The following is a 20327-nucleotide window of genomic DNA, read 5'->3' on the forward strand; positions in this document are numbered from 1 at the left end:
TGGACAGGTGCCGGCTACGATCGGACCGCTGATCGGGGCGCGATGACCAGCACCGGAGTGCTTTGGTGATACCCGTCGGGGCCGGTGCCGAGCTGCCCGTCCCCGTTGTACCCCCAGGCGATCACGGTGTAGTCGGGCTGCAGCGCCAAATTGAAGTGTGCACCTGCCTCCACGGCTCGGATCCGCGAGAGGTACGCCGTACAGGGATAGCTCTGCCCCACCGCACACACCCGACCGGGAGTTGCCCGGTTTTCGAGGATGCCGCCACCAAGATCACCCGAACGACCGTAGCCCCACGCCAGGACTCCACCATCGCGCAGCTGCGCGAGACTGTGAGAACTGCCGCCACTGATGCTTCGCACCCCGGTCAGGAACCGGGCGCACGGTGCGGCTTCACCCACCGCGCACACCCGTACCGGAGTGCTTCTATAACCACCGAAGGTGCCGATCCCGAGCGGCCCGGAGATGTTGCTTCCCCAGGCACCGACACTCCCGTCACCGAGTACCGCCAAGGTGTGGGAGCTACCCCCTGATACCGCCCTGACCCCGGGAAGAGGCCGGTCGCAGGGCGCGACCTGCCCCACCGCACACACCCGCACCGGCGTCAGTCGGTTTGTGGTCGTCCCGTCACCGAGCTGACCGGAATGGTTGGCACCCCAGGCGACGAGCCGCGCCTTGTCGACCACCGCCAGGCTGTGACTCAAGCCAGCCGAGACGGATCTGACCCCGGTCAGCAACCGGGTACACGGCGCGACCTGCCCCACCGCACACACCCGCACCGGAACAGAGCGATCCACAGTGGTCCCGTCGCCGAGCGCACCGGAGTTGAGTCCCCAGGTCACCGCTGTGGTGTCGGCCAGTTGCGCGACGTTGTGATTGAAATGGGTCGCGATGGATCTGACTCCGCGTAGGAACCGACTGCAGGGCGCGACCTGCCCCACCGCACACACCCGCACCGGCGTCAGTCGGTTTGTGGTGGTCCCGTCACCGAGCTGACCGTGGAAGTTGAAACCCCAGGCGACAACCGTACGGTCGCTGAGCACCGCAAGACTGTGGTAGTAGCCCGCCGCGACGGCAATCACGCCGGTGAGAAACCGGGTGCAGGGGGCGGTCTCGCCAACGGCACACACCAGCATCGGAGTCGGCGTGTGCGTGCCGCTCTCCCCGTTGCCGAGCTGACCCATCTCGTTGAAGCCCCAGGCGTAGACGGTGCCGTCCGTCCGCAGAGCGAGGCTATGCGAATTGCCGGCGGCGATCGCCCGCACCGGACCCAGCCCAGCCGGCGCCTGCCGTACCTCGTGACCGGGCGTCGGTGCGGCAGCGGCCCCCCGCCCAGCTGGTATGCCGTTGCCGTTGGCGTGACCGATCGAGCCGTCAGCGAACACCAGAACCGTCGCCAGCAGCACCGCCGCTACAGCAATGGCAGGCCATCGCCGACACACCACGTTCGCGGCGAACCCAAGATCCGGGATCCGCCCCGGCGGGCAACCGTCCATCACGTCCTCCACAGCAGACACCCGTACGCCAACGATCGGCGTTGATGGAACGGACTATAGGGCTTCACGTCCTGGCCGGATATCGGTCGGCGGGCGCAACTCGGTGGTGCCGTCACCGAGCTCGCGACGTGCAGCGGCGGGCTCGGCTGTGTGCCGAGCCCGCCGTGTCAGATGTCGGGTTCTTGTTGCCTGTTGGTCAGCGTTGCAGGGTGAGCAGGCCCGGCCGGTACGGCAGGAGGCCGTAGTCACCGCCGGAGTTGGGCGAGCGGCCCTGGTAGAGCATCTGCAGGTTGCAGGGGTCGATGGTCATGGTCTGGTCGGCGTTGGTGCGGATGAGTTCGCCGTGGCTGATGTCGTTGGTCCAGGTGGCGCCGCTGTTGGCCCGGCCGGCGAAGGGGTGGAATTCGCTGGTGGCGTTCGGGGTCCAGGTGCCGCCGAGGTTGGTGGCGGTGAAGGAGCGGAAGTAGCGGCCCTGGGAGCCGATGGCCTCGACGATCATCAGGGCTGACGTTGCGGGCGGTCACCGCAGAGCCGTTCTGGGTCAGGTCCGTGCTCCACGACTGGGTCACCGTCTGCCCGACCCACGAACGACCAGGTGAGCGCCCGAACACCCCTGCCGGCTCGGAGGGCCGGCTCGGAGATGCGGTCTTAGACCGCAGGCTGGACCGCCGGCTCAGCCTGCGACGGGCAGCGCGCCGAGGGCCCGGCCGGCCTCCTGGGCGGCGCGCCGGGCTTCGACGTGCAGGCGCGCGGCCTGGTCGGTGAAGGCGTCGAGGGCCGGGTTGACGCCGACGAGGGTGAATTCACGCTCGACCACGGTCAGGTCGGCACCCCAGCAATCGGCGATGATTCGACGCAGGTACGGCGTGGAGTGGTCCCAGCCCTCTCGCGGGGTGCCGGCGCCGTACGCGCCACCGCGCACCGTGACCAGCACAACCGGCTTGCCGGCGAGAAACGGTTGTCCGGTCACCCGGGGGTCGGTCGACACCAGGTCGACGTACGCCTTGAAGTGCTGGGACACGCCGTAGTTGTAGAGCGGTACGGCGAACAGGATCGCATCGGCGGCGAGGAGTTCGTCCACCAGGGATACGGCGAGGGCGACGGCGTCGCGCTGTTCGGCGGTGCGCTCGTGGGTCGGGGTCGTGCCGGCGGTCACCGCCGCCGCCCAGGCGGTCGCCGGCAGGGCGTCGACGCCGACGTGGCGACGTTCGACCTGGTCGCCGGGGCGGGTGGCGAGCCATTCCTCCTCGACGATGTCGGCGATCTCGCGACTCGCGGAACCGTGCGTACGGATGCTGGCGTCCAGCCGGAACAGGGACACAGCCACTCCTTGAGGCAGTAGGTTCAAGCTTGAAGTCTGAGCGTAGGGCAAGTCGCTTCAAGGTTGAACCCCTCTGAGAGATGGCTCACTTCAACAGTGAAGTGGGAAGTAGGCTTGCCGCATGTCGGACGAACCCCGATGGCTGACCGACCGCGAACGCGACGCGTGGATGGCCCTGGCCAAGCTCATGTTCAACCTGCCCAGCGCGCTCGACGCCCAGCTCCTGCGGGACAACGACCTCACCCTGTTCGACTACTTCGCGCTAAGCGTCCTGTCCATGACGCCCGGCCGCACCCTACGCCTGAGTGAGCTGGCCGGACAGGTCGCCAGCTCGCTCTCCCGACTGTCGAACGTCGTCAAGCGCCTCGAACGAAGAGGCCTGCTACGCCGCGAGCCCGACCCCGAGAACTCCCGATACACCACCGCCGTACTCACCGACGCCGGATGGGACCTCGTGGTAGCCGCGGCCCCCGGACACGTCGCGGCTGTCCGCCGATACGTCATCGACGGCCTCACCGAACACCAGATCGACGTGCTGCGCGAGGTCGCCTGCCAGGTCGCCCGCAACCTCGCCGACGACGCCGACGACGGTCTCCGCCGTCGATGAAGGCGGGCCGGGTGATTGTCGGAGCGCGGAGGGCGTGGGATTCGAACCCACGAAGACATTGCTGCCTTACCGGTTTTCAAGACCGGCGCCATCGGCCACTAGGCGAGCCCTCCCGGCGCGGCGGAGCCCGAAACACGCGTTGGCCTCCGTGCCGCTGCGCCCTAGTGTGCCACGCTCCCAGAAACGCCGCCGAAGCGCTGGTTAACGCAGCGGTAGCCCAACCGACCCGGTAAGACTTATCCCATGTACGCGATCACCGTGCCCCGACCCGGTGGCCCTGACGCTCTGGTCTGGGCCGAAGTACCCGATCCGACCCCCGGTCCCGACGGCGTGATCATCGACGTCGCCGCCACCGCGGTCAACCGGGCGGACCTGCTCCAACGGCAGGGGCACTACCCACCCCCGCCCGGCGCGTCGCCGTACCTCGGGTTGGAATGCTCCGGAGTGATCAGCGCGGTCGGCGCGGACGTCACCGGGCACCGGGTCGGCGACCAGGTGTGCGCGCTGCTCGCCGGTGGCGGATACGCCCAGCGCGTCGCCGTACCCGCCGGTCAACTGCTGCCGGTGCCGGCCGGGGTGGATCTGGTCGACGCGGCCGCCCTGCCCGAGGTCGCCTGTACGGTCTGGTCCAATGTGGTCAAGCTGGCCGGCCTGCGTGCTGGGGACGTGTTCCTGGTCCACGGCGGTGGCAGTGGAATCGGCACGTTCGCCATCCAGCTCGGCGCGGCGCTCGGTGCCACCGTGATCACCACCGCGCGGGCCGCCAAGCACGACCGGCTGCGCTCACTCGGCGCCCACCACACCATCGACTACCCCACCGAGGACTTCGTCGGCCGCTGCCGGGAACTACTCACCGACGGCCACGACGGAGTCGACGTGATCCTGGACATCGTCGGTGCCGCCTACCTGGCCCGCAACGTCGATGTGCTGGCCACCGGCGGCCGGCTGGCGATCATCGGACTGCAGGGCGGCCGTACGGCCGAACTGGACCTCGGCGCGCTGCTCGCCAAACGCGCCACGATCTTCGCCACTGCCCTGCGGTCCCGACCCGTCGCCGAGAAGGCCGAGATCGTCCGGCGGGTGCACGACCAGGTGTGGCCGCTGATCGGTTCCGGGGCGGTACGGCCGATGATCGACCGCCGGTTGCCGCTGGCCGAGGCGGCGCAAGCACATCGGATCGTGGAAAGCAGTGACCACCTGGGCAAGGTGCTGTTGACCACCGGCTGATGGGGCGCGACCAGGCCGCGGTACGGGAATCAAGATCCCCGCCAGCCGGTGGATTCGCCGCCGCCGCAAGGAACACGAGGCCGCCGCAAGGAACACGAGTTCACCCCGGCAGCCACCATACCCGAGGTATCTCCACGAAGACTCGATCGTGGAGGTCGCGCCCGCGCTGATCACCCCGTTCGAAAGCGACCGATCCGGGCCTGGACGCGCCGAAGGTCTGGACGCGAGGCGCGGTGCACGACGGCAGCGGGGCACCCGTGCCGCGATCACAGCGGTACGGCGGTGTGGCCGGTGACCACGTGGTCGCCGTCGACCCGAGCACACTGTCGCGGTCGCCGACGCGACCGAGACCGCCGGCGCGTGGCTCTACGGTGGTCACTGGATGACCCACTTCGGACAGTCTGTCACCGAGACCCTGCCGACCCTGTGGCCGACCGATCTGACCATCGACGGGATCCTCTGCCACCCGTTCGTCTTCGGCCGCCGCGATCCGGTCGCCACCGAGCTCGACCTGGCAGCCTCGCCGGCTATCCCCAACGGCCGGCGATCATCGACAAGCCCGTGCTGGTGGAGCGCCTGCTGGTGCCGACCCGGCCGTACACGGTCAACGCCGCCGCGACGCCACGGGCGGCGGAGGTGTGGGACCGGATCGCCAAGGCCGCCGGCCCGCCCGCGACGCCGGCCCCCGCGCGCGGCATCTTCGATCTCAAACAGCTCGCGAAGGCGCTCGACGACCTCGACGTCTGACCCCGTCCGCCGGTGACCGCCTACCGGCACCAGCGGTATCGGTAAGCGTGGGCGGTCACCGGCCGGCCGGTGGGTCGCCGAGCAGGATCCGAGGGCCGGGTCCGGCGCCGGCCAGCCGGTCACTGGAATTGCTGAGCCCACAACGTTGCAGCGACAGGCAGCCGCAGCCGATACAGTCGGTCAGTTCGTCCCGCAGTCGGGTCAGCATCGCGATCTTGTCGTCGAGCCGGGCCCGCCAGCGACGGGACAGCCGTGCCCAGTCGGCCCTGGTCGGGGTACGCGACTCCGGCAGCTCGGCCAGCGCGGCGCGGATCTCCTCCAACGGCACACCGACCTGCTGGGCGATCCGGATGAACGCGACTCGGCGCAACTCGCTGCGCTCGTACCGGCGCTGGTTCCCACCGGTACGGTCGGCTCGGATCAGCCCGAGTCGTTCGTAGTAGCGCAGCGCGGACGAGGCGACCCCGGATCTGGCCGACAGTTCGCCGATGGTGAGTGCTTCCCGCATCACAAGACCTTGAGTTGAAGTCAGCTTTAGGTTGCAGGCTAGTCTCATGACCACGACGCTGGCCAACCAACCCGCCGCGACCGGCCGGTCGACGACCCCGACCAGACCATCGACGGCCATCACCGACCCGTCCCTGGTCGCGAGCCACGCGGCGCTGACGCCACTGCTGCGCCGGATCACCGGCGACGAAAAGCACCAGCCCAGCTCACAATCCACCCTGGACGTACTTTGGGTGCTCTACGACCAGATCCTGCGGGTCCGGCCGGACCGACCCGACGCCGTCGACCGGGACCGGTTCCTGCTGTCCAAGGGACACGGACCAGCAGCTTTCTACGCCGTACTGGCCGCCAAGGGATTCCTGCCCGTCGCCTGGCTCGACGACCTCGCCGGGCCGGACAGCCCGCTGGGCCACCACCCGGACCGACTGCTGGTGCCCGGCGTGGAGATCGGCTCCGGCTCCCTCGGGCACGGGCTCGGGCTCGGCGTCGGCACCCTGCTCGGCCTGCGCGCCCAAGGCCTGACGCCCGGTTCCGGTCAGCCGGTCGGTGCCCGCGTCTACGTTCTGGTCGGCGACGCCGAACTCGACGAAGGCTCCAACCACGAAGCGATCGCGTACGCGGGCAGCCGCCAACTCGGTGACCTCACCGTCGTCGTGGTGGACAACGACTCCGCCACCCACGGCTGGCCCGGCGGCGTGGCCAGCCGGTTCACCGTCCACGGCTGGACGTCGACCACGGTCGAGGCCTGCCGACACACCGAACTCGCCGCCGCCCTACGGGCACACGACGGCACCCACCCGCACGTGGTGGTCGCCCGAGTTCCCAGGAAACCTGCCGGACCGGAGACCGCCCGACACATCGCTGAACAGGGAAACGACCATGCGTGAAGCGTTCGTCGCCACCACCACCCGACTGCTCGACGAGGATCCGCGTACCGCGCTGGTGCTCGCCGACATCTCCGCCGAACTGTTCGCCCCGGCGGCTCGGCGCCACCCGGACCGGGTGCTCAACGTCGGCATCCGGGAACAGTTGATGATCGGCGTCGCCGGCGGGTTGGCGTTGACCGGGCTACGTCCGATCGCCCACTCCTACGCGCCGTTCCTGATCGACCGGGCGTACGAGCAGATCAAGCTCGACCTCGACCATCAGGGCGTCGGCGCGGTCCTGGTCAGCGTCGGCGCGTCCTACGACGCGTCGGCCGAGGGACGCACCCACATGTCCCCCGGTGACGTGGCGCTGATCGACACCGCAGGGCAGTGGACCGTGCACGTACCGGGGCATCCGGCCGAGGTGGAGCCGCTGCTGCGGGCCGCGACGGCCCACGACGACGCCGTGTACCTGCGGCTGAGTGCACGCGGCAACGCCGTCGCACCCGATGACGGGGTGTCGGGTCGACTGGTGACGGTGCGTCGGGGCAGCGGGGGAGCCCCGGTCGTCGTCGCCGTCGGCCCGACACTCGACCCGGTGCTGGGCGCGGTCGACGGGCTCGACGCGACAGTGGCGTACACGAACACGCCGCGACCGTTCGACGTGGCCGGGCTGCGCGACCTGACCGACCACGACGCGCCGACGGTCGTCCTGGTCGAGCCCTACCTCGCCGGTACGTCGAGCCATCTCGTCGCCGAGGCGCTGTCCGACCGGCCGCACCGGCTGCTGGCACTCGGCGTCGGGCGGACCGACCTGCACCGGTACGGGACTCCGGCCGACCACGACCGGTGGCATGGTCTGGACCCGGCCGGCCTCCGCCGGTCGATCAGTCGGTTCGTGACCTCCTGATCGCCGCGACTGACTGCGGCGGTGGGTCAGGCGATGGGGCGCTCCTGGCGGCGGGTCCGCTCCCGACCCAGGATCCAGAGCGCCTCGACGCCGTCCTTCCAGGTGATCTTCTTGCCTTCCTCACGGCCCCGCGCCCGATAGGAGATCGGCACCTCGTACGGCCGGATCTTGCGCCGCAGCAGCTTGCCGGTCACCTCGGCTTCCATGCCGAAGCCCCGGGAGCGCACGTCCAGCGACCGGTACAGCGACAGTGGCAACAATTTGAAGCAGGTTTCCAGGTCGCCGATGTAGGAGTTGAACATCACGTTGGCGGCGGTGGTCACCGCCTTGTTGCCCATCACGTACCAGAAGCTGTAGGCGCTGTGACTACCGAAAGTACGGTTGCCGTAGACCACGGTGGCCCGACCATCGAGGACCGGATCGAGCAGCTTCGGGATGTCCTGCGGGTCGTACTCCAGGTCCGCGTCGAGGATGACCATGTAGTCGCCCTCGGCGGAATCGACGGCCGTACGGATCGCCGCGCCCTTACCGGCGTTGCGTGGATGGGTGATCACGCGCAATCGGGCGTCGTCGACCCGGCTGAGGATCTCACCGGTGCCGTCCCGGCTGCCGTCGTCGACGACGAGGAGCTCGATCTCGCACGGGTAGTCTACGGCGAGAGCCTGCTTGAGGGCGTCTCCGACGCGTTCTTCCTCGTTGTAGACCGGCATGAGGATCGAGAGCTTCACGGTGGTCTCCGTACGGCCTGACGACAATCGCCCTAGCGTAGCTTGAGCGCCTGGCTACCACGCGTCCGGCGACACTCCTGGATCGGCTGCCCTGATCCGGGCGTGGATCGTGGCAGCCGGTCCAGCGGGCCACCTCCGCGTGGTGACGGGGTCCGGCCGCTTCGATCGGCAACCGCTATCCGCGAAGGTGGCGGTAAGGTCGCCAACATGGGCGAAAAGCACGACCTACCGGGACCCAGGAGGCGACGGCCACCGATCTGCCCCAAGTGTCTCGGTGCCGGCAAGGCGTTCACCTTTGCCCTGATCGGCGGACGGACCCGGGAAGTGTGGTTGAAGTGCTCGACCTGCTCCGGCTCGATCCAGTCGGCGGTCCCTGGGCCCTGAGCCCAGCTGTTCGGCTACCCAGGGCCTCGACGGTCGGGAGCCGCCGACCGGGATTCGGCGGCTCAGGCGGCGGTGATGGCGGTGGTGGCGGTGGTGGTACGGGCGTCCACCGGCTGGGCCAGGAACGCATAACTCAGTAGTGCTTCGACGTGTGCGGCGTGCTCCCGATCGCCGAGCTTGATCATGAATCGTTCCCGTACGCCGTCGATCGCGGTCACCGCGAGTTCGACGATCGCGGACCTCGGGTCAGCGGTCCAGGTGACGTGGTCGAGGTGGCGGAGCTCGCTGTTGAGATGCAGCCGCAGCCGGCGCAGCAGCAGCGTCTCATGCGTCACGACGAGCCGCCGTTTGGTGAGTAACAGCAGGTAGTCACCCTGCATGTGTTGTTCGGGGCGCTGACACCGGGCGACGAGGACGGTGCGTTCGTTGGGTGAGACACAACGCCGGAACACCGGCATGTGACGGCTGGTAGTCGAGATCGGCACGCTGGTTTCGGCCGCGGCGGGCAGAAACGTGCGTGAGAAGACGTCCATGTCGCGTTAACGACACGTCAACCTACGACGACTCGGCGTAGTGGCGAATTTTCAGCCACAGAAGTTCCACCACCTGTGACTGGACGCCACCCAGGCTAGAGGAGTTCCATGATCGTGGCGTTCGCCATCCCGCCACCCTCACACATCGTCTGCAGCCCGTACCGGATGCCGTTGGCCCGCATGTGGTGCAGCATGGTCGTCATGATCCGGGCGCCACTGGCACCGAGCGGATGCCCGAGGGCGATCGCTCCGCCACGCGGGTTGAGCCGGCCCCGGTCGGCACCGGTCTCGGCGAGCCAGGCCAGCGGCACCGGTGCGAACGCCTCGTTGACCTCGTACACCCCGATGTCGGCCAGGTCGAGCCCGGCGCGGCGCAGCGCCTTGGCGGTGGCCGGTATCGGCGCGGTCAGCATCATCACCGGGTCGTCGCCGGTGACCACGGCGGTGTGCACCCGGGCCAACGGACGCAGCCCGTGCGCCCGCGCCCACTCCGAGGTGGTCACCGCGAGCGCCGCCGCGCCGTCCGAGATCTGCGAGGCGGATCCGGCGGTGACCACGCCGTCGGCCCGGAACGGGGTCGCCAACTCGCCGAGTTTCGCCAGCGAGGTGTCGCGGCGGATCCCCTCGTCGACGCTGAACTTGTCGCCGCCCGACCCGACAGCGGCCGACCCGTCGCCGCCCGACCCGACAGCGCCGGGCACCGGGACCGGGGCGATCTCCGCGTCGAACTCGCCGGCGTCCTGGGCGGCCGCCGCCCGTTCGTGGCTGGACAGCGCGAACTCGTCCAACTCGGTACGGGACAACCCCCACCGCCGGGCGATCAACTCGGCCCCGACGCCCTGGTTGAACGGCACCGGCTCGTCCGCCGCGACGCCGTCGATCCCCCGGTACCGGTCGCGCACCTGGTCGCCGAACGGCCGACCGGTGCCGGTGCTGGCTCCCATCGGCACCCGGGTCATGGATTCCACTCCCCCGGCCACGACCAGGTCGGCCTGGCCGGAGATCACCGACGCGGCGGCGAAGTGCAACGCCTGCTGGCTGGAGCCGCACTGCCGGTCGATAGTGGTGCCCGGTACCGCCTCCGGCCACCCGGCGGCCAGCACCGCGCTCCGCCCGATGTTCCAGCTCTGGTCGCCGGCCTGGAAGACGCAGCCCCAGATCACGTCGTCGACACCGGCCGGGTCCAGACCGGTCCGCTCGGCGAGCGCCCGGAGTACGTGACTGGAGAGGTCCACCGGATGCACCGCCGCCAGGGCACCTTTCCGACGCCCGACTGGAGTCCGTACCGCGCCGACGACGACCGCGTCCCTCATGCCTACTCCCCGGTAACTTGGTGTGCTCCGATCGTACGCGCTACCGGCGGCGGCTGGCATCCTTGACTGCGTGCCCGATTCACCCGACCTGCCGAACACGCCCGACGCGTACCTGGCGAACACGCCCGGTACGCCAGAAATGCCGAGCGGACCGGCAGGCAACCTGAGTGGATCGACCGAGCCGCAGGTGAGCTGGCGGGTGCCCGGCAAGCTTCCGGTGCTCAAGGCGCTCGGCGCGGTGTCAATCGCGGCGCTCGGGCTCCTGCTCGCCGACGGCGACCCGGTACGGCTGGCGCTGGCCGGCCTGACCGGCATCGGATTGCTCGGGTGGGCGATCCGCGACCTGATCGCGCCGGTACGCCTGGCGGCCGGGCCGGACGGAATCACCGTCGTCGAGGGAATCGCCGGCCGGCGGCTGCTGCCCTGGGCCCGGATCGAGGCGATCACCGTCGACCGGCGCGGGCACCGGGGAATCCGTACCGAACTGCTGGAAGTCGACGCCGGAGAGACGTTGCGGCTGTTCGGGGCCAACGAGCTGGGTGCCCCGCCGGCCGACGTCGCCGCGACGCTGCGGGCGATGTGGCTCCGGTTCAGACCGCCTGGGCCAGAGCCATCCGGGCAACGGTGATCAGCACCAGGAAAAGCACCACCGCGCCGCAGCCGACCGCTTGGACCACCGTACGGTTGGTGCGGGGCGCGTACGCCAGGATCGCGCCGATCAGACCACCGGTGATCAGGCCGCCGAGGTGCCCGGCGATGGAGAGACTGGACACGGTGAACGTCAGGATCAGGTTGATCACCAGGATGCCGACCACGGCGGAGGTGTCCCGCTTCAACCGGCGCAGCACGATGAAGAAGGCCGCGAACAGGCCGAAGACCGCCGTGGAGGCACCGGCCGACAGCTTCTCCGGGTCGATCAGGTAGGCGGCCACGTTGCCACCGAGCCCGGCGATCAGGTAGAGCGCCAGGAAGCGCAGTGGTCCGAGCACCGATTCGAGGTTGCGTCCGAGCACCCACAGCGCCCACATGTTGAACGCCAGGTGCAGCAGGCCGTAGTGGATGAACATGGCGGTGACGAGTCGCCAGACACCGCCGCCGTCGATGCCGACGAAGACGTCGCCGTACGCCGGCAACGCCCCGGCCAGCACGTCCCCGTTGGGGCGGACCGTGACGTCCGACCCGATCACCCCTCCGAAGGCGTGCAGCCGGCCGGCGGCGGAGAACAGCCCGAGGCTGAGCCCCTGTCCACCGGCCATGACCAGGCCGATCAGCGCGGCGAGCGCGTTGAGGCCGATCAGGATCTTGGTGATGTGACCCTGCTGGCCGGCGGCACTGCCACCAAAGGCAGTGCGCGCCGACCGCTGGGTGCGCCGGCCGTCGGCGACGCACTCCGGGCACTGGTGCCCGACCGCCGCTTCCTGCATGCAGTCCGGGCAGATGGGCCGATCACACCGGGAGCACCGGACCCAGGTCTCCCGTGACGTGTGCCGGTAGCAGACCGGCACGGTCGGGGCTGGATCACTCATCGCGCCACCTCACTGCGCCGTATCCGGCGATCCCGGTGCTTGCTCATGAGCGCCAAGGTTACCCCGCCGAGGTGTGGACCCCGCCGCTCATGATCAACTCAGCCGGACGTCGTCCCGGGATGACACCAGGTGGTCCCGGGGATGACACCAGGTGGTCCCGGGGATGACACCAGGTGGTACTGGATCAGCCGCCGACCCGTTCGATCTCGACCCGGCTGATCACCACGTCGCTGAGCGGCCGGTCCGCCGGGTTGGTCGGGGTGGTGGCGATGGAGTCGACCACCTTGGCCGAGTCCTGGTCCGCCACCTGTCCGAAGATCGTGTGCCGGTTGTTCAGGTGCGGGGTGGGGCCGACCGTGATGAAGAACTGCGAACCGTTGGTGCCCGGTCCGGCGTTCGCCATCGCGAGCAGGTACGGCCGGTCGAAGCGCAGCTCCGGGTGGAACTCGTCGGCGAAGGTGTAGCCGGGGCCGCCCCGACCGGTGCCAGTCGGGTCGCCCATCTGGACCATGAAACCGCTGATCACGCGGTGGGAAATCGTTCCGTCGTAGTACGGACCGCTACCCGGCTGGCCGGTACGCGGATCGGTGTACTCGCGGGTCCCCTCCGCGAGTTCGATGAAGTTGCGGACCGTCTTCGGTGCGTGGTTGGCGAACAGCTCCAACCGGATCGGTCCGTGATTGGTGTGCAGGGTGGCGTAGACAGCCTCAGCCACGGGTACTCCTCAGTTGTTGGTCAGTTCCATGCGGATCCTCCCATGTGCCCGATCCGGCCGCGCGGAGGCACCCGAAGGTGGAGGATGACGGCGTGACGACAGCACAGGAGGTAGGCGCAGGTGTTGAGGATCTCCAGGCGCAAGACCCGGCGGGCCCTCGTCCGGGCGGAACTCGGTGAAGGACTCGACCATTTCCGGCGGGCCGCGACGCACGCGGCCGGAGGTGTCGGCGCCTCCGTGGGGCCGCGCGTTCTCGCGGCCCGGGACGCCGTGACACCCACCGCCGACCGGGTACGGGACTCCGCCGCGCAGAGCGTGGCCGCGACGATGGCCGCGTTGGCCCCGCTGGCGGTGGCGGCCGCCGACGGTGCCCGTCAGGCCAGCCAGGCAACCAGAAAGGTGAAGGCGAAGAACATGAAGGCAACGAAGCTGACCGGGATGAAGGCGATGGCCGCCAAGACCAAGGCCAGCCGGCTCAAGCCCGGCAAGAGCACGTCGATGAAGAGCAGGCTGATGCCCTCGTCGGGCGGATCCGGACGCCGCCGGTGGCCGATCGTGGTCGGTGTGCTCGCGGCCGGTGCGGCGATCGGCACCATGGTGGTACGCCGTCGGCGCGCCACCCAGTGGGAGGAGTACGACCCGGGTCAGGCGATGGAGTCGGCGGGCTCGACGACCGGCGCCACATCCGGTTCGGTCGGCCCGAAGGCCGCCTCGGACGGCACCATGACCTCCGGCACCGCCGCGACCTCCGGCGCCAAGGTGACCCCACCGGCCGGCAGCAAGCCGCACGGTGACCCGATCGACCAGCTCGGCAACGACCCGGCGGCCGCCATGCGCAACGGCCGCGCCTGAGCCCGGCCGACGACGCCGTACGCCGTACCAGGGCGCGCCGGGGTGACCCGGCGCGCCCTGCGGCGGGTAGCTCGGCTCACAACCAGCCGTTACGCCGGAACGACCGGTAGAGCACCAACGAGATACCGAGCATCAACGCGAGCACGATCGGATAGCCGAACGTCCAGCCGGTCTCCGGCATGAACTCGAAGTTCATCCCGTAGATGCCGGCCAACGCGGTCCACACCGCGGCGATACCCGCCCACGCCGCGATCTTGCGCATGTCGTTGTTCTGCGCCACGGTGACCTGCGCCAACCGGGCCTGCAGGATCGAGTTGAGCAGGTCGTCGTAGGCGTTGACCTGCTCGACGACCCGGCTCAGGTGATCCTGCACGTCCCGGAAGTAGCGCCGGATCTCCACCGGCACCACCTCGTTGATCTCGGCGGTCAGCGTCATCATCGGCCGCTGCAACGGAGCCACCGTCCGCTTGAACTCCACCAGTTCCCGCTTCAACTGGTAGATCTCGTGCACCTTGTCGCTCGCCTCGGGCGAGAACACGTCCGCCTCGACGGTGTCCAGGTCGGTCTCCACCCGGTCGGTCACCTCCAGGTAGAGGTCCACCACCCGGTCGGTCACCGCGTACGCCACCGCCCAGGGGCCCTGCACCATCAGGTCCCGGTTACGTTCCAGATCCGCCCGGACCGGCGCCAACCGACAGGCGTCCCCGTGCCGGACGGTGATCACGAAGCCCTGCCCGATGAAGAGCATCACCTGCCCGGTCTCGACCACCTCCGAGTCCCCGGTGAGCTTCTCGTGGTCGACGTAGCGGGCGGTCCGCAGCACCAGGAAGTGCACCTCGCCGAACTGTTCGAGCTTGGGCCGCTGCTCGGCCTTGACCGCGTCCTCCACCGCGAGCTCGTGCAGCCCGTACGTGTCGGCGATGCCGGCCATCTCGGCCAGGCTCGGCTCGTGCAGACCCAGCCACACGAAGGCGTTGCGCTCGCGGCGGGCGGTCGCCAGCGCCTCCGGATGCTTCCAGCTGCCGGGCTGCCGGATCCCGTCGATGTAGAGGGCACAGTCGACGATCCCGCTGCGCGGCTCGGGCGGTGGCGACGCCTCCGCCACCGGGGTGCCGTCGGCGGAGTGGAGCATCCGGCTGACCGCCCGCACCGGGGCCGTCCAGGCCCGCGACAACGCCCGACCGCTGCCGCCCTCCGGCCACCGCTGCCCACGATCCTGATCCGCCATCGGCCCGTCTCCCTCCCCGTGTCCGCGCGGCAACCGCCCTAGAACAGGAAACCACCACGCGACATGCTCGCGGCACCCTTCCCCCAGCGCCGCGAGCATGATCGGGGATGCCGGCCGGCGAGAATGCCGAACCGACCGGGATGCCGGCCGGCTACGCCGCGCGTACCTCGTCGACCGCCTCGGCCAACCGGCGGACACCCTCGTCGATCTGATCCACCGTGACCGCCGAGTAGGCCAGCCGCAGCGCGTGCTCACCACCGGTCAGCAGGAAGTCGCTGCCCTTGACCACCGCGACGCCGCGCTTCGCGGCCGCCGGCACCAACGCGTCGACCAGCACGTCCTCGGGCAGCTCCACCCAGAGGAAGTAGCCGCCGTCCGGCTCGGTGAACCGTACGCCCGGAATGTGCTTGCGCAGCGACTCGCCCAACACCTGGGCGCGCTCGGACAGCGCGGCCCGGACCGTGGCGATCGACCGGTCCAGGTCACCGGAGACGCAGAACTGGTGCACGATCGCCTGCGCCACCATGCCGGGCGAGATGTACAGGTTGGTGGCCCGCCCGGCGATCGCCTTGATCAGCCCGGCCTCGCCGACAAGGTAGCCGACCCGTACCCCGGGGCAGACCGTCTTGGTGAAACTGGAGGCGTGCACCACGACACCGTCGGTGTCCAGCGACAGCATCGACGGCAGCACTTCGCCCCGGAACCGGATGTCGGCGTACGGGTCGTCCTCGAAGATGGTGAACCCGAACTCGACCGCCAACTCCAGCAACGCCCGCCGCTTCGCCAGCGACAGGGTCACCCCGGCCGGGTTCTGGTAGTTGGGAATGACGTGCGCCAGCTTCGGCCGGACCCCCGACTCCAACAACTTGCGCAGCTCGTCGGTGTCCAGCCCGTCCGGCTGGATGGTCACCGGATGCACCTGCGCGCCGAGCTGGCGCAGGTTGAGCAGCGTACGGTCGTACGTCGGCCGCTCGACGACCACCGCGTCCCCGGGCGTGACCAGGTGGTCGAAGAGAAACGCGTCGGCCTGCAGGGAACCGTTGGTGACCAGCACCTGTTCGGGCGCGACGCCGTGCTTGTCGGCGATCCAGCGACGTAGCGGGAGGTAGCCGACGGAGGTGCCGTACGCGGTCACCCCGGCCGGGTCGGCGTCGAAGGCGCGGCCGGCGGCGGCTTTCAGCCCCTCGATGTCGACGATGTCCAGCGACGGCGCCCCACGGGCGAAGGAGATCAGCTGCTCGGCGCTCATGGGTGCCAGACTACGACCCGCCCGGCCGGTTGCCGCCGGCTGGTGTGGCAGGACACGTCCGGGCTGCCCGGCTTCTCCCCGGGTGCCCGGAGCTGGTCCTGGTTCTTTACCGGGCCCGCTCGCTACTGTCACAGGCGTGTCCGCCCCACCCCCCGGCCGCGACGCACCCGGCGATCCGCTGCGGTGCGTCGGCGCGTTGATCGTCGACGACGACGGCCGGATCTTCTTCCAGCTCCGGTCACCGCACCGGCGGCTGTTCCCCAACACCTGGGACGTCGCCGGCGGACACGTCGAGCCGGGCGAAACGCTGGTCGAAGCCCTGCACCGGGAGGTACACGAAGAGACCGGGTGGACCGTCTCCCACGTCCTTGCCGAGGTCGGCGAGTACGCCTACGTCGGCGACGACGGCATCGCCCGGGTGGAAACCGACTACCTGGTACGGGTCGACGGTGACCTGGCCCACCCCCGACTGGAAGCCGGCAAGCACACCGAGTTCCGCTGGCTCACCGCCGCCGAACTCCACGTCCTGGACGAATCACGCGACGTCAACGACGGACTGATCCGCCAGATCGCCGAAGACGGCTTCGCCGTACTGCGCACCCTGGGCCTGTGAGCGGCACCGACCAGCTGTGGCTGCCGGGCCATCGCTGCGCCACCCTGACCGCGCCCGCCATCGACCGGGTGCACGGCACCGCGATGACCGCCGCCGCGTCCGCCGGCACCGAGCTGCGGCAGCGGTACGGCGGGCCGGCGGCGATCGGGTTCCTGATCGACCTGCGTACCCGGCTCGCCGCCCCCGGTGGCCTGATCAGCGCCGCTGGTTTCGCCGCCGTCACCCGCTACCGCGACCCGGCCGGCTGTCAGCGGGCCCTGGACAAGCAGGTCGCGTACGGCATGGTGGTGCGCCACCCGGACGGGGCGCTGCGGGCCACCGAACGCGGTGCCGCCTTCCTGGCCGATCTGTACGCCCTGCACGCCGAGGTGACCGCGACGATCTGGGGACCGGAACACGCCACTCGGCTGGCCCGGCTGGTCGAGCTCACCGGCCGGTTGCTCGCCGCCGCGCTCGCCGAACCGACCGGCGGCACCGGGCTGCCCGACGACGGCGCGGACCCGACCGGCGCGGGTGGCGCGGGTGGCGCGGGTGGCGCGACCGACGACGGTGGTGGTGGTGGTGCCTTCCGGGCCGTCGCCCCGCCCTACGAGCCGGAAGGGACCCCGCCCGGCGTACTGCTGCTCAACCGGTTGACCGTCCTGCGGCACCACCGCGCGGACGCGCACGCCGCCGCCTGGACCGCCGCCGGGCACACCGCACGCAGCATCGTCGACCTGCCGGTCGGCGCCCAACGGCTGGCCATCGAGCAGGAGACCGACCGCCGGGCCGCGGGGCCGTACCAGGCTCTGGACCCCGACCAACGGGTCACCCTGCTGGCCGACCTGGCGGCCCTGCCCGGCTGAGCGACTATCCTCCTGCGTACCCCCGGGTGCCCGTACACCCGTCCCACCCCCCGCCAGGAGGACCACCTGATGATCGGTCTCGTGCTCGCCGCTGGAGCCGGACGCCGGCTGCGACCACACACCGACAGCCTGCCCAAGGCGTTGGTGCCGGTCGACGGCGACACCACGATCCTGGACATCGGGCTGCGCAACCTGGCCGCCGCCGGGCTCACCGACGTGGTCGTGGTCGTCGGCTACGCCGCCGACGCGGTCCGGACCCGTCAGGCCGCATTGGAGAGCCGACACGGCGTACGGCTGACCCTGGTGCACAACGACCGCGCGGAGGAATGGAACAACGCGTACTCGCTGTGGCTGGCCCGGGACCACTTCGCCGGCGGCGCGTTGCTGGTCAACGGCGACACGGTGCACCCGGTGAGCGTCGAGGAGACGCTGCTGGCCCGGCGCGGGCCGGGCATCCTGCTCGCCGTCGACACCGTCAAGAAGCTCGCCGACGAGGAGATGAAAGTGGTCTTCGCCGACGACGGCCGACTCACCCGGATCACCAAACTGATGGATCCGGCGCAAGCCCACGGCGAATACATCGGCGCCACCCTGATCGAGGCCCCCGCCGCCGCCGGGCTCGCCGACGCGCTGGAGGCGACCTGGCGCCGCGACCCCAACCTCTACTACGAGGACGGCTACCAGGAGTACGCCGACCGTGGCGGTGAGGTACGAGGCGCGCCGATCGGCGACCTGCCGTGGGTCGAGGTCGACAACCACGACGACCTGGCCAAGGCGCGGGACATCGCATGCCGCTACTAGCCCGTACCGTCGCCACTCCGCTCGCGATCGACGTACGCCGCGGCGCGGTCGCCGGCCTGGGCGCGCTGCTGGCCGACCGGCGGATCTCCGGCGGCGGCGAGGTCGCCGTCGTCGTCGGCCCCGGCCAGGGTGAGCGGATCGCCGACCTGATCGCCCCCGGACTCGGCCGGGCCGACGTGTTCACCGTCGCCGGCGGCACCCTGGACGCCGCCCACGACCTCGGTGACAAGCTGCGGCAACGTTCCTACGACGCCGTCGTCGGCATCGGTGGCGGCAAGACCATCGACACCGCCAAGTACGCCGCGTCGCGGTACGCGATCCCGATGGTGAGCGTGGCGACCAGCCTGGCCAACGACGGGATCGCCTCGCCGGTGGCGTCGCTCGACCACGACGGCGGCCGGGGCTCGTACGGCGTCCACATCCCGATCGCGATCGTGGTCGACCTCGACTTCGTCGGCGACGGCCCGGACCGGCAGACCCGTGCCGGAATCGGCGACGCGTTGAGCAACCTCAGCGCGGTCGCCGACTGGGAGCTGGCGCACGCCGTACGGGACGAGCCGATCGACGGGCTGGCGGTGACGCTCGCCCGCACCGGGGCGGAGGCGCTGGTCAACCACGCTGGCGGGATCGGCGACGACGCGTTCCTGACCACGCTCGCCGAAGCGTTGATCCTCGGCGGGATCGCGATGGCGGTGTGCGGGTCGAGCCGGCCGGCCAGCGGTGGCTGCCACGAGATCTCGCACGCCCTGGACCTGCTCTTCCCGGGCGCGGGCTCGCACGGCGAGCAGGTCGGACTCGGCGCGTTGTTCTGCACCTTCCTGCGCGGCGACGAGCCGCGTTTCCGGCAGCTGGCGGCGACGCTGCACCGGCACGGGCTGCCGACCCGCCCGGCCGAGCTGGGGTTGACCGACGAGGATTTCGTGGCCGCCGTCCTGCACGCTCCGCACACCCGGCCGGACCGGTACACCATCCTGGAACACCTGAAACTCGATACAGACGCCGTCCAGGAGCGGCTGGCAGAATACCTGGGTGCCCTTCGCATACCCTCAAGGTGAACAAACGGTAACCGTAGCCCGGCTGGACGACTTCTATCAGGCGAACAGAGGGGGCGGGCTGTTCAGCGAGACGGTCAGCCAGCGCCTCGGTGCCGTGTTCGCGCTCGCCGGGGCCCGGACCGGTTTGGCTCCGACCGTACTGACCGTGACGAACCTGCTGCTCGGGTTGGCCGCGTCGGTCGCGGTCATCGCGTCCGCCGGCGCGGTCGCCGACGGGACCGTCCCGGGCTGGCTGATCGGTCTGGTCGCGCTGGTCGGCTGGCAGGTGGCGTACGCCTTGGACTGTGCCGACGGTCAGTTGGCCCGGGTGACCGGGCAGACCAGTCCGGCTGGTGCCCGCGTCGACGTGCTCTGCGACGTGGCCGCGCAGATCGCCCTGGTGACGGCGTTGTCGGCGGTGGCGGTTGCGCAGGTCCCGGAAACCCCGGTGTGGCTGATCGGGGCGTTCGCCGGCACCTGGATGGTCAACCTGGTGACCTCGGTGATGCAGGCCGGCCCCAACGCGGCCAGCATGGTCACCTCGACCTCGCTACCCGTACGGCTGGTGAAGCTGATCCGCGACTACGGCGCGGTGATCGTCGTCGCCGGGGTGGTGCTGACCGCCGCTCCCGCGCTCACCATCTGGCTGATCGCCGCGTTCACCGTCGTCAACGGCGGTTTCCTGCTGGCCAGCGTCGCCTTCTCCGCCCGCTCCGCCCTGCGCTGACCCACCTGCGGGAGGACTCGCCGAGGCCGAGCCCGTCCGGGGAGACGTTCAGCTGTACGTGAGCCACCTTCGGTGCCCCGGCGACGGTGGCTGACGTA

At 70.2% G+C, this 20327-nt stretch carries 22 protein-coding genes, 1 tRNA gene and 1 pseudogene; 12 read left to right on the top strand and 12 right to left on the bottom strand.

Annotated features, from left to right (window positions below; translation table 11 throughout):
* Positions 1–14: 14 nt before the first annotated feature.
* From O7632_RS01505 to O7632_RS01515, 3 genes and pseudogenes are all read right to left on the bottom strand, one after another.
* Positions 15–1508 carry a cell wall anchor protein gene (locus O7632_RS01505; RefSeq protein ID WP_278110769.1) on the bottom strand — a complete coding sequence of 498 codons (1494 nt, stop codon included), beginning with the start codon at positions 1506–1508 and terminating at the stop codon, positions 15–17.
* A gap of 184 nt (positions 1509–1692) precedes the next feature.
* A pseudogene (locus tag O7632_RS01510) lies at positions 1693–1998 on the bottom strand (non-reducing end alpha-L-arabinofuranosidase family hydrolase); the annotation flags it as partial.
* 171 nt (positions 1999–2169) lie between these two features.
* The gene (locus tag O7632_RS01515) at positions 2170–2817 is read right to left on the bottom strand and encodes an NAD(P)H-dependent oxidoreductase (RefSeq protein ID WP_278110771.1); all 648 of its coding nucleotides are present in this window, start codon (positions 2815–2817) and stop codon (positions 2170–2172) included.
* Positions 2818–2938: 121 nt separating this feature from the next.
* Between O7632_RS01515 and O7632_RS01520 the strand changes: the two genes are divergently transcribed.
* Positions 2939–3424, top strand: coding sequence for a MarR family winged helix-turn-helix transcriptional regulator (locus O7632_RS01520; RefSeq protein WP_278110773.1), 486 nt, complete (start codon positions 2939–2941; stop codon positions 3422–3424).
* Between the two features lie 26 nt (positions 3425–3450).
* Here the strand turns inward: O7632_RS01520 and O7632_RS01525 are convergent.
* Positions 3451–3537, bottom strand: a tRNA-Ser gene (locus tag O7632_RS01525).
* A 130-nt stretch (positions 3538–3667) separates the two neighbouring features.
* Between O7632_RS01525 and O7632_RS01530 the strand changes: the two genes are divergently transcribed.
* Entirely contained in the window at positions 3668–4651 is a 984-nt protein-coding gene (locus O7632_RS01530; RefSeq protein ID WP_278110775.1) for an NAD(P)H-quinone oxidoreductase, read from the top strand.
* Positions 4652–5212: 561 nt separating this feature from the next.
* Positions 5213–5398, top strand: coding sequence for a hypothetical protein (locus O7632_RS01535; RefSeq protein ID WP_278110777.1), 186 nt, complete (start codon positions 5213–5215; stop codon positions 5396–5398).
* A 55-nt stretch (positions 5399–5453) separates the two neighbouring features.
* Here the strand turns inward: O7632_RS01535 and soxR are convergent, their stop codons facing one another.
* Complete coding sequence (gene soxR / locus O7632_RS01540) at positions 5454–5906, bottom strand: redox-sensitive transcriptional activator SoxR (protein WP_278110778.1); 453 nt, start codon at positions 5904–5906, stop codon at positions 5454–5456.
* A gap of 46 nt (positions 5907–5952) precedes the next feature.
* On the opposite strand from soxR, the gene O7632_RS01545 reads away from it, so the two are divergent.
* Both O7632_RS01545 and O7632_RS01550 read left to right on the top strand, forming a co-directional pair.
* On the top strand, positions 5953–6792 hold the full coding sequence (locus O7632_RS01545) for a transketolase (protein WP_278110780.1): 840 nt from the start codon (positions 5953–5955) through the stop codon (positions 6790–6792).
* The gene (locus O7632_RS01550) at positions 6785–7681 is read left to right on the top strand and encodes a transketolase (protein ID WP_278110782.1); all 897 of its coding nucleotides are present in this window, start codon (positions 6785–6787) and stop codon (positions 7679–7681) included. Before O7632_RS01545 ends, O7632_RS01550 begins: the two co-directional genes overlap by 8 nt.
* A 26-nt stretch (positions 7682–7707) precedes the next feature.
* Here the strand turns inward: O7632_RS01550 and O7632_RS01555 are convergent, their stop codons facing one another.
* The 3 genes from O7632_RS01555 to O7632_RS01565 form a co-directional block, all read right to left on the bottom strand.
* The gene (locus O7632_RS01555; RefSeq protein WP_278110785.1) at positions 7708–8409 is read right to left on the bottom strand and encodes a glycosyltransferase family 2 protein; all 702 of its coding nucleotides are present in this window, start codon (positions 8407–8409) and stop codon (positions 7708–7710) included.
* Positions 8410–8855: 446 nt separating this feature from the next.
* Positions 8856–9326, bottom strand: a complete 471-nt coding sequence (locus O7632_RS01560) for a hypothetical protein (protein ID WP_278110787.1) — start codon at positions 9324–9326, stop codon at positions 8856–8858.
* 95 nt (positions 9327–9421) lie between these two features.
* A complete protein-coding gene (locus O7632_RS01565; protein WP_278110788.1) occupies positions 9422–10639 on the bottom strand; it encodes an acetyl-CoA C-acyltransferase in 1218 nt (405 codons plus the stop codon).
* Between the two features lie 139 nt (positions 10640–10778).
* Here O7632_RS01565 and O7632_RS01570 point away from each other — a divergent pair, with 139 nt between their 5' ends.
* Positions 10779–11267 (top strand): PH domain-containing protein, encoded by a 489-nt coding sequence (locus O7632_RS01570; protein WP_278119763.1) that lies wholly within the window; start codon positions 10779–10781, stop codon positions 11265–11267.
* On the opposite strand, the gene O7632_RS01575 is transcribed toward O7632_RS01570, so the two are convergent.
* Together O7632_RS01575 and O7632_RS01580 are read right to left on the bottom strand one after the other, a co-directional pair.
* Positions 11230–12165 carry a rhomboid family intramembrane serine protease gene (locus tag O7632_RS01575; RefSeq protein WP_278110789.1) on the bottom strand — a complete coding sequence of 312 codons (936 nt, stop codon included), beginning with the start codon at positions 12163–12165 and terminating at the stop codon, positions 11230–11232. The two genes, O7632_RS01570 and O7632_RS01575, sit on opposite strands and share 38 nt — an antisense overlap.
* 184 nt (positions 12166–12349) lie before the next feature.
* On the bottom strand, positions 12350–12880 hold the full coding sequence (locus O7632_RS01580; protein WP_278110791.1) for a peptidylprolyl isomerase: 531 nt from the start codon (positions 12878–12880) through the stop codon (positions 12350–12352).
* A 120-nt stretch (positions 12881–13000) separates the two neighbouring features.
* On the opposite strand from O7632_RS01580, the gene O7632_RS01585 reads away from it, so the two are divergent.
* Positions 13001–13732 carry a hypothetical protein gene (locus O7632_RS01585; RefSeq protein ID WP_278110793.1) on the top strand — a complete coding sequence of 244 codons (732 nt, stop codon included), beginning with the start codon at positions 13001–13003 and terminating at the stop codon, positions 13730–13732.
* A gap of 76 nt (positions 13733–13808) precedes the next feature.
* On the opposite strand, the gene O7632_RS01590 is transcribed toward O7632_RS01585, so the two are convergent.
* Complete coding sequence (locus O7632_RS01590; protein WP_278110795.1) at positions 13809–14960, bottom strand: magnesium and cobalt transport protein CorA; 1152 nt, start codon at positions 14958–14960, stop codon at positions 13809–13811.
* 151 nt (positions 14961–15111) lie between these two features.
* Entirely contained in the window at positions 15112–16209 is a 1098-nt protein-coding gene (locus O7632_RS01595; RefSeq protein WP_278110797.1) for a PLP-dependent aminotransferase family protein, read from the bottom strand.
* A gap of 136 nt (positions 16210–16345) precedes the next feature.
* Here O7632_RS01595 and O7632_RS01600 point away from each other — a divergent pair, with 136 nt between their 5' ends.
* From O7632_RS01600 to O7632_RS01620, 5 genes are all read left to right on the top strand, one after another.
* Positions 16346–16822, top strand: a complete 477-nt coding sequence (locus O7632_RS01600; protein WP_278110799.1) for an NUDIX domain-containing protein — start codon at positions 16346–16348, stop codon at positions 16820–16822.
* Positions 16819–17667 carry a hypothetical protein gene (locus tag O7632_RS01605; protein ID WP_278110801.1) on the top strand — a complete coding sequence of 283 codons (849 nt, stop codon included), beginning with the start codon at positions 16819–16821 and terminating at the stop codon, positions 17665–17667. The genes O7632_RS01600 and O7632_RS01605 overlap by 4 nt, the downstream gene beginning before the upstream one ends.
* Before the next feature lie 69 nt (positions 17668–17736).
* Positions 17737–18468, top strand: a complete 732-nt coding sequence (locus O7632_RS01610) for a phosphocholine cytidylyltransferase family protein (protein ID WP_278110802.1) — start codon at positions 17737–17739, stop codon at positions 18466–18468.
* Entirely contained in the window at positions 18456–19523 is a 1068-nt protein-coding gene (locus O7632_RS01615; RefSeq protein WP_278110804.1) for an iron-containing alcohol dehydrogenase family protein, read from the top strand. The genes O7632_RS01610 and O7632_RS01615 overlap by 13 nt, the downstream gene beginning before the upstream one ends.
* Complete coding sequence (locus tag O7632_RS01620) at positions 19498–20229, top strand: CDP-alcohol phosphatidyltransferase family protein (protein ID WP_278110806.1); 732 nt, start codon at positions 19498–19500, stop codon at positions 20227–20229. Before O7632_RS01615 ends, O7632_RS01620 begins: the two co-directional genes overlap by 26 nt.
* Positions 20230–20327 lie beyond the last annotated feature (98 nt).

Origin of the sequence: Solwaraspora sp. WMMD406 (assembly GCF_029626025.1) — a bacterium.
GTDB lineage: Bacteria > Actinomycetota > Actinomycetes > Mycobacteriales > Micromonosporaceae > Micromonospora_E.